Raw genomic sequence first — 13,098 nt, 5'->3', positions numbered from 1 at the left:
TTTGGCAAATTCCTGCTCTTCTTTCGAATCAACGGCAAAACAATCTACAATTATCATACTTATTGGGATTGATAATTAGATCTACGCTATTGACTTTCGACAGTTCTTCCTGTATTTCTTTATAGGCATACAGCGTAAAATAGGATGTAGTTATTTATAAACGACTTCCTACCTGTACATCATTTGTATAATATCTTTTAACTGAGCAATGCTACCCATATTCTACTTTGTCTTATTAAATAATTTTCTTATGTCAATATCCAACAGTTCCGCAATGCGAGTGAAGGTCTCGACTGATGGTTGGGCATTATTGGTACACCAACGCGATACTGTTGCTACATCTTTGCCCAAATTCTCCGCCAGTCATTTTCCAGTCTTGCTTCGCTCAATTAAAACCTCTTTTATCCTGTTGATTTCTTTCATTGTTACAAGCTTTTAATTGACTCAAAACGCAAATTTAGAATAAATAATTGAGATTGCAGTCTTTTTTTGAATAAATCTTTTAATCAGACAATTGCAGGCATGGACGAACAATATCAATCTCTTTTATAACAAAGCCACCTCACCCAATATCCCGACAATTGTATTCTGACTTTCAATTTATGTGTATGCCAATAATGAAAACCACCTCTACCTGCATTCGCACAGATAGAGGCGGTTTAACAGGGGTTACATTCTGAACCCTCGGCTTGGTGGGGTTAGCCGTTCGGCGGCTTTTTCGACACTATCCGGCAATGACGGTTGCCCGGCATCGTTCGAGGGCTGTGTGGCGTGTGCGGCACTCTGCCTGATAGTATCTGACTGCCCATTGGTTTGGGGCGGCGGTTGACCGACAACGGAGGTCGAAATAGACGGCTCAATCGGATGGGGTTGTCTGAGAGTGTTGTCGGTTTCGGTCGGCGGAACCGTTTCTGCGGCAATCGCTTTAATATAATGCTCAATCGTTTTTGGATTATCCGTGCCATATTCGTCATAATATAAGTCGTCCACGCTTTTTCTGTAGCTCCGGGTCTTTGAGGATTGTTTCTGCTCTGAAGCCATCAGGATTATAGTATAGTTCCTTTTTTAATGGCGGCGAGATACGTTTCTTTATCGACAAATTCCATGACCTCGCAGGTATCACCGCCGGAGCCGAAATATTTTATTCTACGACAATCTGTTCTTGGGGTATATCATCACTGTGTTCACGCTCAGTGATGTTTTGGTCATTATCCGTTGGCTGTTCGCTTTGCTCAATCGGTTTCAAGGAGAGGAGGATCTGGCAGTCAAGGATAACAAGTTCGGCTTTTAGCTCTTTCAGTTCCTTGTCCTTCTTCCAACTACCGTCCAATACTTCTCGCAATACGGGAATATCTTTGGAGATTTTCTCGTTGTCCTTTTCGTATTTCTCAATCAGGGTAGGCATCTTTTCGAGGGCATTGAGGAAATTCGTTGAAGCCAATAGCGGGTCGGCGGCGATGTTTCCGTTGTTGTAGCTGTACTTGATACCGCTTTCGCCCTTGATGAAAAATTTGTTCTGCGAAAGTTCGAACAAGTTGCTGCTGGACGATTCCGTTTTGACTACGATGCTGAACCCGTAGAGGGAACCGATGTCGAAATCTTCGCCTCGTGTACGGGTGGAAAGTGGTATAACCTTGTGCGTATAATTGGCTCACTGTGTTGTATAGCTTGGCAAAGAGGGTATCACGTTCGGTTGTTATCCGCCCCTGCCTGTGTCCCGTAAAGGCAACTGCCTTTGTTCAGTTGATTTCCATATCCATAATGAGTTATGAGATTAATATCCAAAATATTCTGCCGATGATAAGGGCATAGAATAGCACGTAAAGGACAACTGCCAATGCAAGGGTAAATACCAATCTTATTAAGAACTTACCCCAAAATCAAAGTTTAAATGAAAAAGCCGTGTGCGGTAGTTAGGTTGTATTAAAATAAACCTACTCTCTTATTGCAAATTCGCCATACTACTATTACACTATTTGACTAATAGTAGTAATTTAGTAGAGTAGTATTTATTTATATTCAGCATATTATATATTTTTAAAGGACTGGTTTTCCTATACTTGAAGATTGTTCGTACTTTGGAATATTCTGGAATGCTTGGGTGCAGAGCGAGATTGGTGTTGCCTTGCATTGTCTTTTATGAAGAGGGTTTCTTAATAAGAGGTCATAAGGAGCGGTTCAGAAGAAGAGATAAAGGGTAAATAAACTGGTTATACATCTTCATGTTTTCAAAGCTGAATCCTTCTTGTTGGTATGGGTCGGTATGACAGGTATAGAAGAACATGTTGATGACTTTTTCGTGCTCTTGTATGGCAGCTCCTTGTATGGGCAGTTCCTCCAAATCAGAAAAGTGCTCCAACGGCAACTCTTCCAGTTTGCCGGGAGAATCGTCACCTAACGTGTTTAATGCCTTGTTGAATAAGACAAAGCCATTCTGCCCAAAATCCACCCTCATTCCGTAAGGGCGATTGACATAGAAACTATTTTTCGCTGTCAATACGAAGTCTTCTTGTTTTTCCATCCTTAATTTACCTATTTCATAATACCTGTCCATCCGGTTGCCAGTTAAGTTATGGCTGTTATGGCTGGGCGAGTATTTTATTTCTGTGCAAAATTAATAATATATTCTCTGTTTTCGCTCATTCTTCTATTATATATTGATGTTTTGTTAGAAGTATGATTAATGTTACAGTATTTGTATATAGCATTGATATATAATTTATTTATAAGTTTGATTTAATAGTTTGATTAATGTATATTGCAAAATAAAGATTAAATAATCAAACCTTTTGGCGTATTCCTTTTTCTTGTGCTGATAATCTCTATTCCTTTGCTCGAAAATTGAAAAGAGATGATACTGACTTTTTCAAATAAGAAGGGTGGCGTAGGGAAATCAAGCCTCTGTGTAGCACTGGCCAATTATTGGGCAGCACAGGATATTCCTGTGCGAATCATTGATGTGGACCCACAGCAATCTCTTTTCTATGCCCGTGAGGAAGATTTGAAAAAGTATTCCGAGTCTCCCAAATATGACGTTCTGAAATTTGACCTGTTCAATCAGGCGAACAAGCTTCCTGAATACATCCGTACACTCAAAAACTCCGGATTCCATGTTCTTTTTGATGTTCCCGGCGGGGCAGACAGTGATGTGTTTATGAACATCATCCTGTTTTCGGACTACGTGATTGTGCCGTTCCAGTACGAGGCTTTTTCCATTGATACGACCGGACGGTACGGTCGTGCCTTGAAAATGCTGGAAGAGGCATTTCCTAAATTGCATCGTACTGTCATCTATGTCCCTAATATGGTAGATACACGAATCGGGCGGGCTTCAGACCGTAAGGCGTGGGACGAATGGGATAATAACATCGAATCCGTAGGCGGTATCAAATCTCCGAGAATTCCCTTGCGGGCGTGTCTGCAACGGCGGAACACGCTTTTCCTGACTCCCGGTGAAATGGCTTGTGTGAGTCCCTGCTTTGATTACCTGACGAAAATGATTTTTCAATCCAATCAAATGAAATAATAAAAATAGATAGTTATGAGTCCATTCGGAATATTTACAGTGATACTGGTTGTCCTTTACCTTCTTTATTATGGAGTACAGATTTCCAGAGACCTTTACGGTAAGAAAGGTAAAGCCAAGAGTGAAGAGGAAGAATTTGATGTCTCCATGCTGGAAGAGGAAGAATTTGCTGTTGGCGTTCAGGAATCCTCCGATGGGTTTCTGATTGACTCTTCACGGAAAACGGCTGCTGCCTCTCCGACTTTCGGTCTGAACTGCGAAGCTCCAACTACTAAAAAAACGGCTCCCCCTTCGGGTTTTGGTTCCGGTGCAGGTTCCAAGGACGGTATTGCTTCTGTTGGTGAAGCTGAATCAAGTTCAGATGCCGATGCCGGTTTCAATCCCGGCGAGGACTCTGCTACCCGTGCGGTGATTGAGAAAGTCCAAAATGAGTTGGAGGTGATTGAGCCGCAGGGCAGTGCTACCGTGAGCAAGGAGTTCTTTAAGGAACTTCTGCTGGCGGCAGATAAGAAAGGTTCTTTATTTCTGGATGCCTATCAAGTCACTACCGTATGATTTTCAGTAGAAAAAAACTCCTGATGGCTATCCTGTGCGGATTGATCTGGCCGTTGTCCTTGTCCGCCCGATGCGGGGGCGTGGATTATAGCTGGGGTGCCAACTCATTGGCTACGATGCACGATTATGTGGTAACGATGATGCTCTATGTGCTTTACATCATCTATGCCGTTGCCTCTATCGTTGCCATCATCGCTTCCGTACAAATCTATATCAAAATGAACAATGGAGAAGACGGTATTAAAAAATCCATCGAGATGGTCGTCGGTGCCTGCCTGTTTCTGATTGGCGCCTCCCTTGTCTTCCCGGCATTCTTCGGATACCGGATTTAACAACGTGAACTCAACTGCAGAAGAGTATATAACAAGTAAAAATGAATTTAAAAATGAAAAGTAATTATCAGGATTTTTTTAAACCGTTTATCACCTCCCGAAGACTACAGACTTTGGTTGGCCTGCTGGTTTGTGGGACAGTGACGGTTTTAGCCCAAAATACTGCCGGTGATTATTCTGCGGGAACGACTGCTTTGAGTACGGTGACCGAAGAAATAGCCAAGTATGTACCTTATGTGGTCAAGCTTTGCTATGCGATTGCCGGCATTGTTGCCGTGGTCGGGGCGATTAGTGTGTATATTAAGATGAACAACGAGGAACAGGATGTCAAGAAGTCTATCATGATGATTGTCGGTGCCTGTATCTTCTTGGTTGCCGCTGCTCAAGCACTTCCGTTGTTCTTTGGTGTAACGAGTTAATAATGAATACTACAGAACAGAAACAGGAAACCACTTATCCCGAATACCCGATTTTCAAGGGGCTTCAAAGACCTCTTGAATTTATGGGAATTCAGGGCAGATACATCTATTGGGCGGCTGGGACTGCCGGTGCTGCCATTATCGGCTTCATCCTGGCTTATTGCCTTCTCGGCTTTGTTGCCGGTCTTATCGTGTTGGTCATAGCTATCGGAGGTGGAACCTCCACCATCTTCCTCAAACAGAAGCGGGGGCTACATACCAAAAAGATAGACAAAGGCATTTTTGTCTATGCCAGTTTCAAAAAGATGTAAAGTTTTAATTAAACCTGCACTGAAAAGATGACGGGGTTATTACAGATTAGAAAAACGTCAACAATAGGCTCATTCCCGGTTGGTGCAATGAGCCTATTTTTAAGTTAATTACCAAGCATGAACAACTTATTGTATCACATTACAATTTCCCTTCTGTTATTTTCATCCTGCTCGATGAAAGAACAGAAGAATGAAGTTCCCCTGACCATCAGTACGGCGGAGTCCGTGCGTGACGGTTGGCTGAAAAGCCGCAAGGTACTCGGATTCACTATGGACGGGATGCCATCGGCATTCTTGAAGCGTATGGATCGGCTGGGCGTATTCTCCGTCCCGAGTGACGCGACGCTTGAAGAGCAGTTGTCCCTGACGGGCGTTCCGTTCCGGTATCATCCGGAAGGACAGTTCTTGCCGGAAAATGGGGAGATCCTTACGGGAGATTCCCTCTCTCGATTCTACGTGTGTTATCCTTACATGGCTGGGCTGAACCTCAATGATTCTTTATCGTTGAAAGCACCTTATCGGGAATACCTGTACGGGGAAGAGTTGTCCCGGACGTTTTCGGATCAATTCTCTGTTCGATTCCGGATGAATTACTCCACTTCGCTGTTGCGGCTGCGGCTGGAAAGCCTCCAGATGACCGACCGCCTGCATAAGGTGTCGGTGTCGGGGCAACGGATTTTTACGAGAGCGGATTACATGCCCTATACTGGGCAATGGTTGCGCCTTACGGGGGCAAACCAACCGATTGTATATCCGTTTGACCGGATCATGAATAATTACCAGTTCGTGGATGTACTGCTTCCGCCGGTGGATGAGCCGAGTGATATAACCTTACGGATAGGAATGAATGCTGCGGAGTACACTGCACGCACGACGTTGCCCCGGTTAGGAAAGGGAGAGATGACGCAACTGAACCTTGCACTGGAGGGGACGGGATTGAAAATCACGTCAAGCTGGGTGGAAGAGCGTACCGGGTTTCTTTTTTCGGACGAAGCGAAATTGGATACTGTCAAGGTGGGGCATTACTTGCAGAACGACGGCAGTATCAGCCAGATTTACGACTCCGCATCCATCGCCGTTGTCTATGTGACGGATGGGAAGCACGGGAAAGCGGTTGCCCTGAAGGATGAACCCGGACTGTGGCGATTCTCTTCCCGGAGACTTTCTTCGGGAAAGATTTTCCGGACTGTGGATGGAGCCAAACAGGAGGGATTCATTAATCCGTCCCAAACGGATGGGGTGGAGAAAGAGAGCCGGTTGGTGTACAAACCCTCCCTCCTTTATCCGGATAACTGCGCGTTCGGTTACAAGAACGGATGCAGTTTGTCCATGAGCCTCTTGGACAAGTCGAAAGAGAGGGAAAATGATGATATGCTTACGGCACTGTCATCCGTGCGGGGGGCTTTCGTTCCTTCGGTGGCGGAACTGGCTACGCTGTACTACTTGGTGCAACCTTACTCTGAGAATCCATTCACTGCGGGGGAATTTACTCTTCCCGTTGGCGAATACCTCACCTGCTGCGAGTCTTCGGCTTCTAATTTCTATATGTTTGAGTTTAGCCACGGTATTGTGACCGGGGCTTTCTCCAAGCAGTTTGCGCGGCTCAAGCTCCGGCTGTTTTACCTCTTTTAAAATATTCACATTATGACGTTGTATGTAATTCTCTTTTTTATTGCGCTGTGTGTCGGCATGAGTATTGCCGTGGCGGTATTCGGTACGGGAAGTAAACGGAAGAAACTCTTCAGGGAGATCTATTACTCCATTGAGGAAACCGATGACGGGATTGGTGTTTTTTATACCAGAGGTGGAGATTATTCGGCTACCTTGCGGATCGAAAATCCGGTAGAACAGTATTGTGCCGATATTGATGCCTATTATCACTATTCCAACCTATTTACGGCATTGGTGCAGACGTTGGGAGAAGGGTATGCGCTGCATAAACAGGATGTGTTCTGTATGCAGAACTTTGAGATGGAACCGGAGCAAGGGAAGAAGAGAGAATATCTTTCGGCTTCTTACTTCGACTATTTCGAGGGGCGTCCCTATACAGAAGTCTATACTTATCTGACCATTACGCAGGAGGTGAAGAAAGGGCGGTTCACCCAGTACGATGAGAAAAAATGGAACGAGTTTCTGGTGAAGCTCCGCAAGGTGGCCGACCAATTGAAGGATGGCGGGGTGCAGGCGGCTTTCCTCAATAAGAAAGAGGCAAGTGATTTTGTCGACCGTTACTTTGCCGTACACTTCAAACGGGGCAACTACTCGGTGAGCAACTACAAAGCGGATGAAGAGTGCATCAGCATGGGTGACCGGAAGTTCAAAATGTTCTCTCTGGTGGATGTGGACAGTGTGTCGTTTCCCCAGTTGGTACGTCCCTATACGGATATTACGGTGAACAATACTTCGATGCCGGTCGATTTCATGTCGCACATCGCTTCCGTACCGGAGGCGGAAACGGTGGTGTATAACCAGATTATCTACATTCCAGGTCAGAAGCGGGAGCTGGCGGCACTGGACAAAAAGAAAAACCGCCATGCCTCTATGCCCGACCCGTCGAACCTGATAGCGGTGGAAGACATCAAGCAAGTGCAGGATGTGGTTGCCCGCGAGAACAAAACGCTGGTCTATACCCATTTCAACCTGATGGTGTGCTGCTCCCGGTCAACGGATATGCAGAAGCCGACCAACCATTTGGAAAACAGCTTCGGAAGGGTGGGCATTCATCTGTCCCGCCGGGCTTATAACCAGATGGAACTGTTTGTCAACTCCTTTCCGGGAAACTGTTTCCAGATGAATCCCGATTATGACCGTTTCTTGACCCTTGCGGATGCTGCCACTTGTATGATGTACAAGGAGCGTTCTAAATACAGCGAGGATGCTGCGCTTAAAATTTATTATACGGATCGGCAGGGCGTTCCGGTAGCGATTGACATCTCCGGCAAGGAGGGGAAAGTGAAGCTGACGGATAATTCCAACTTCTTCTGTCTGGGCCCTTCCGGTTCGGGCAAGTCCTTTCACATGAACTCGGTGGTGCGGCAACTGCACGAGCAGGATACGGATATTGTGATGGTAGATACCGGACACTCCTACGAAGGATTATGCGAGTATTTCGGTGGGAAGTACATCTCGTACACCAACGAAAATCCCATTACGATGAACCCGTTCCGCATCAACCAGGAGGAACGTAACGTGGAGAAAATGGGCTTCTTGAAGAACCTGATTTTCTTGATATGGAAAGGGGCGCAAGGCGAGGTAAGCAAGGAAGAGGACAAGATTATCAGCATGGTGCTTGCCGAATATTATGACGCATACTTTGATGGTTTTGAGGGTTTTTCCGAACAGCAACGGGAGGATATGCAACGAAGTTTGCGTATCGACATCCGCAATCGGGAGGATGAAAGGGAAGAGGAAAAGTCCCGGCATCAACGACTCAAGGAGATTGGGCAGTGGAAAAAGCGGTTGGAATATATTGAGCCGGAACAAATAGCGGCGATGGGTGACCGCATGAACGGCGGGTTCGGCATAGGTAGCGGGGACGATGAGAACGGAATAGATGGCGGGAATGGGGAAATAGTCAGTCCGTCCACTGCTCTGCGGAAAGTGATGCAGACGGAAAGCGAACTGACGTTGGAGGACATGAGGCTTTCGGAAGAAGAAATTTATGCCAAGGAGAAGGAACGGAAAGATTTGTCTTCCATCAATGATCAGATTGAATCCATTGAGAAGCGGCGGAGGGAGTTGAAAGTTACTTCGTTGTCGTTTAATAGTTTTTACGAGTACGCCATGCAGCGTGTGCCGGATATCTGTAAAGAAAACAACGTAACTATTGAGCTTTATTCGTTCCGTCTCATGCTCAAAGATTTCTACCGGGGCGGCAATTTCGAGAAGACACTGAACGAGGATTTTGACGGTTCTCTTTTCGATGAAACGTTCATCGTTTTCGAGATAGATTCGATCAAGGATCACGCCTTGTTGTTCCCCATTGTGACACTCATTATCATGGACGTTTTCCAACAGAAACTACGTATCAAAAAGAAGCGTAAAGCCTTGATAATTGAAGAAGCATGGAAGGCTATCGCTTCCCCACTGATGGCGGAATACATTCAATATTTGTTTAAAACTGCTCGTAAATTCTGGGGGACGGTGGGCGTAGTCACGCAGGAGATTCAGGATATTATCGGCTCGGCGATTGTGAAGGAGGCCATCATCAACAATTCAGATGTGGTGATTCTGCTGGACCAGTCGAAGTTCAAGGAGCGGTACAATGAGATTAAAGCGATCCTTGGGTTGACGGATGTGGAGGTGAAGAAAATATTCACCATCAATCGGCTGGAGAACAAGGAAGGGCGTTCGTTCTTCCGTGAGGTGTATATCCGTCGCGGGGCGGTGGGAGATGTATTCGGGGTGGAAGAACCCCGTGAATGCTATATGACCTACACGACGGAACGGGCGGAAAAGGAAGCCTTGAAACTGTACAAGAGAGAACTGGGCGGAACGATTCAAGAGGCGTTAGAAGCCTATTGCCGGGATTGGGAACGCTCCGGAATTGAGAAATCGCTGGAGTTCGCACAGGTGGTGAACAAAGCAGGAAAAGTCCTGAACCTTGAAAAACGATTGGCATGAAGTTGAATCATCTGCCCCTGCCGCTATTCACGTTGCTGCTGTTTGTGCTGTTCCTTTCTACGGGGCAGTGCTTACGGGCACAATCATACGTGAAAATCAATTATGACACACGGACGGTGGCGGCGATGGCCGCTGAATACGCAGCGGCAGCCGTGGCAGAGGGATACTACGACGAGCAGGTGAAAGACATCCTCGGTAAATACGGGGTAGCGGAGGTGGCGGCGGCAGGTATCTTCACCTCGAAATATATGGATAGAAAAGCACTAACCGACCTTGGGATATGGAGTGACGGGGCGGAGAACCATTATTACCGGAGAATCTACCGGCTGGTAGCTTCCAAGATTCTCCCGCAACTGTGGGATGCTTCGGGAAAACTGCTCCGCTATCCGCATCAGGCCCTGTATTGGGGTTCCTACCTGACAAAGGTCTGCTCCGAGGTGAAATCGCTCTGTATGCAGTTCGAGGCGGTAGTGACGAACGGACGGTTGTCTTTCAATGATATTCAATTTCTTGAATTAGACCCTCGGCTGGCGGCTTTCATGCAGTTCTCCAAATTCGGGGATGTGGATTGGAACACGTTGTTTGATGACCTGGCATCCGTGCCGGGGAATTTTACGAAAGAGAACCTGAAAGAGGACTTGAGCACAATTTACGAATTGGGCACCCAACTGGCGACTTCGGGGTTCAATAACCTGAGCATGGATATTCTGGGAAGCTCCCAATTCAATGGAAACTTTAAGGATAAAGCATTGGCAGTAGCGGAGGTGGGCAAGAACGTGTACGACATTTACCACGATTGTGACGGACAGGTGGCGGGGCTTTTCAGGCAGTACCTCGGAGAGAATCCTACCGCTGCCGACTTGTTCAGCTACTCGTCTTACAACCTGACGGGTTGGGTAGACGATTACCTGAATGAAACAAAAGGGACGTACTACACGCAGCGATGGTACATCGGGCGGACGGAATCGGGTTCGGAACTGGTGGCAGAATATAACCCGCCGACGGACGATAACAACGTAATCAACGGTTCGCAATGGACGCGGTTCGGAACGAATGACCCTTCGTTCTGGCCGAGCAGTTCGCAGTTGGAACAGGTATTGTCCAACTCGGAACGTTATGCCGGATGGTCGCGTTCGCGCATCGAGCAACTGAACGCACAGAACGACGGGTACACGTATACGATGTCGAAATCGTTGCTGGGCTATATCATATCGAAAGGCGGTAAGCAGACACAGAAGGCGTATGCTTACCAGATTATTGTCCGGAAGTCCTGGCACCGGAGTGAAGAGGTGTATGAGGAATATTTTGACAGCTACAAGATGGATTTGACAACTTTCAAACTGAAACTGCAAGCCTTGCTGAATGAGTACAACGACAACGAAGAGGGGTACGTGTACCAACTGAAGAGCGATGCCAAGAACTACTACCAGGCGGCGGATGATGTCAAGTTGAAAGGGTGCGAAAGTGTCATCATTAGTATGACTTGTACGGACAACGCCAAGTTGGGCGAGGGTGCCACGCAATATAAATGCCGCAAGTGTGGCGGTTCCCTTGACGAGCACTCCAAAGCGTGTGCGATGGAAACTACATTGACGGAATCGGACCAACTGGATTTGTCCGAACTGGACAAACAGGAGAAGGAGTACCAACGCCAACAGGCGGGGTTTCAAACGGAGATTGATGCGCTGGAAGCGGAAAACCGAAGACTTTCGGGGTTGATTCCGGGGGCGACGGAAGAGCAAGCAGCACAGTACAGGCGGCAAATCAACGAAAACAGTGCATTGATTACCCAGAAACGGGGACAGCTCGCGCAGGTGAAAACACAGTTGGATGAGTTGCAAGAAGCCAAAGCGGAGGCAGAAGCGGACAATGACGTGCAGGCGGACGACTATTACCGCATCCCCGCCATTATGAACGACTGCAAGACGGCTTATAAACTGACGTGGCAGGGAGAGGGCTGGTGGAGTGGTTATACCTACTACCGATACGCTTCGGCTCCGAATATTAAGGGGACGGTGACATTCAGTGCCAGCCTCTCCATCGCCCGCAAGCCGAAGTACTTCCTCGGTATCAAAATACACCGTGCCATCCTGAAAATCAGTTGGCAACTCAGTGCCACCTATTCTGATACACAGGTGGTGGAGAACATACCCCTGAACCCCGAACTGACGGATGCGGAAAAGAAAGCACTCGTCAACGGCAAACTGGCGGAGCTGGCAGTCGCCTACCCGAACTGCCGGCTGAGTACGGAATACGTCAAGTCCGACCCTCTCGAAGAGGATGTGACGGATGATACTTACCACCTGCTCTGGGCTTCCGACCGCTTGGCGATTGCCCGGCAAGTGGAAACCCGGTTGATGAAAATCTATGCGGATCTGGTATCGTTGAACAAGATGCTGAACTATAAGATGTCCATACTGGATGTGTTCAAGGACATCCTGCCCTACGTGAACGAAGACAACGGACGCAAACAGACTCTTGCGGAAAAGTGCCGCAAGCGGTGGCTGAGGTTTGCGGCGGAGCAATGCCATTCTATCCACTACAACGGAAAATATGATGATGAAACCAATTAGATTAATGAAACCGATTCGATGGATGAAGCTGATTCGACCGCTCCTGCTCTGGCTGCTGTTGTACCTGCCTCTGTGCGCCGAGGCACAACTGACCTTTGATTATACGTCGGTGGAAAGCTATATCCGTGACCATAAGAACCAGCGGAGCCTGCTTATCGCACGGGCGACACTGGAGTATGGCAACCAACTGTTGCACGATTACAGCAAAGACCAGATAAATGATTACAAGGAGCTGAACTTCAACCTTGACCGCTACACGAGGGCTTTTGACGTGATCGATATAATATACCAGTCCTTGCGGCTGGGGTTGAATGTCTATTCGACCTACGACCAGGTATCGGAACGGCTGGGCGGTTACCGGAACTTGCTGGATGAGTTCAACGAGAAAGTCATCCGGCGGGGCAAGCTCGAACTGGCGGACACGCTGCTGGTGTCCGTCAATTACCGGGCGATTCGCAACTTGTCGAAAGAGTGCGGATACCTGTATAAGTCGGTTTACGACCTTGTGCTCTACGTGACGGGTGCGGCTGCTTGCTCTACCGCCGACCTGATGGTGGTACTGGAGAGCATCAATACCTCGCTGGATAAAATCAGATGGCTGGTGAACCGGGCTTACATCGCTACATGGAACTATGTGCAGTTGCGCATCGGTTACTGGAAAGAGAAGGTGTACCGGACGAAAACCAAACAAGAAATGATTGAGGATGCCTTCGGCAGATGGCGAAAATCAGGTATAACTATAAAAGTGAATTGACAATG

At 47.2% G+C, this 13,098-nt stretch carries 12 protein-coding genes and 1 pseudogene; 9 read left to right on the top strand and 4 right to left on the bottom strand.

The annotated features are described in order from the left end of the window. Window positions 1-222 precede the first annotated feature (222 nt). The 4 genes and pseudogenes from PHO71_RS26165 to PHO71_RS05490 form a co-directional block, all read right to left on the bottom strand. Window positions 223-351, bottom strand: coding sequence for a helix-turn-helix domain-containing protein (locus tag PHO71_RS26165; RefSeq protein WP_367279883.1), 129 nt, complete (start codon window positions 349-351; stop codon window positions 223-225). 318 nt (window positions 352-669) lie between these two features. Continuing rightward, window positions 670-990 (bottom strand): hypothetical protein, encoded by a 321-nt coding sequence (locus PHO71_RS05500; protein ID WP_300200099.1) that lies wholly within the window; start codon window positions 988-990, stop codon window positions 670-672. A gap of 232 nt (window positions 991-1,222) precedes the next feature. Next, window positions 1,223-1,636 (bottom strand): annotated as a pseudogene (locus PHO71_RS05495) (hypothetical protein); the annotation flags it as partial. A 528-nt stretch (window positions 1,637-2,164) separates the two neighbouring features. Beyond that, window positions 2,165-2,521, bottom strand: a complete 357-nt coding sequence (locus PHO71_RS05490) for a hypothetical protein (protein WP_300200096.1) — start codon at window positions 2,519-2,521, stop codon at window positions 2,165-2,167. A gap of 330 nt (window positions 2,522-2,851) precedes the next feature. Here PHO71_RS05490 and PHO71_RS05485 point away from each other — a divergent pair, with 330 nt between their 5' ends. The 9 genes from PHO71_RS05485 to PHO71_RS05445 all read left to right on the top strand — a co-directional run bounded on the left by PHO71_RS05485 (window position 2,852) and on the right by PHO71_RS05445 (window position 13,093). Continuing rightward, a complete protein-coding gene (locus PHO71_RS05485) occupies window positions 2,852-3,526 on the top strand; it encodes a ParA family protein (protein WP_300200093.1) in 675 nt (224 codons plus the stop codon). A 15-nt stretch (window positions 3,527-3,541) separates the two neighbouring features. Next, the gene (locus PHO71_RS05480; RefSeq protein ID WP_300200091.1) at window positions 3,542-4,081 is read left to right on the top strand and encodes a hypothetical protein; all 540 of its coding nucleotides are present in this window, start codon (window positions 3,542-3,544) and stop codon (window positions 4,079-4,081) included. Window positions 4,082-4,104: 23 nt separating this feature from the next. Continuing rightward, the gene (locus tag PHO71_RS05475) at window positions 4,105-4,413 is read left to right on the top strand and encodes a DUF4134 domain-containing protein (protein WP_300200504.1); all 309 of its coding nucleotides are present in this window, start codon (window positions 4,105-4,107) and stop codon (window positions 4,411-4,413) included. Between the two features lie 53 nt (window positions 4,414-4,466). Next, the gene (locus tag PHO71_RS05470) at window positions 4,467-4,832 is read left to right on the top strand and encodes a DUF4134 domain-containing protein (RefSeq protein WP_300200088.1); all 366 of its coding nucleotides are present in this window, start codon (window positions 4,467-4,469) and stop codon (window positions 4,830-4,832) included. 2 nt (window positions 4,833-4,834) lie between these two features. Continuing rightward, complete coding sequence (locus tag PHO71_RS05465) at window positions 4,835-5,143, top strand: VirB3 family type IV secretion system protein (RefSeq protein WP_300200085.1); 309 nt, start codon at window positions 4,835-4,837, stop codon at window positions 5,141-5,143. Window positions 5,144-5,317: 174 nt separating this feature from the next. Continuing rightward, complete coding sequence (locus PHO71_RS05460; RefSeq protein ID WP_300200082.1) at window positions 5,318-6,775, top strand: hypothetical protein; 1,458 nt, start codon at window positions 5,318-5,320, stop codon at window positions 6,773-6,775. Between the two features lie 12 nt (window positions 6,776-6,787). Continuing rightward, window positions 6,788-9,766 carry a TraG family conjugative transposon ATPase gene (locus PHO71_RS05455; protein ID WP_300200079.1) on the top strand — a complete coding sequence of 993 codons (2,979 nt, stop codon included), beginning with the start codon at window positions 6,788-6,790 and terminating at the stop codon, window positions 9,764-9,766. Continuing rightward, on the top strand, window positions 9,763-12,339 hold the full coding sequence (locus tag PHO71_RS05450; protein ID WP_300200077.1) for a hypothetical protein: 2,577 nt from the start codon (window positions 9,763-9,765) through the stop codon (window positions 12,337-12,339). Before PHO71_RS05455 ends, PHO71_RS05450 begins: the two co-directional genes overlap by 4 nt. 22 nt (window positions 12,340-12,361) lie before the next feature. Further along, a complete protein-coding gene (locus PHO71_RS05445; protein ID WP_300200501.1) occupies window positions 12,362-13,093 on the top strand; it encodes a hypothetical protein in 732 nt (243 codons plus the stop codon). The last annotated feature ends 5 nt before the right edge of the window (window positions 13,094-13,098 follow it).

The organism is Bacteroides sp. (genome assembly GCF_028690125.1).
GTDB lineage: Bacteria > Bacteroidota > Bacteroidia > Bacteroidales > Bacteroidaceae > Bacteroides.
Note: the sequence above shows the minus strand (reverse complement) of the source record. Positions and strands in the feature narration are given on the sequence as shown.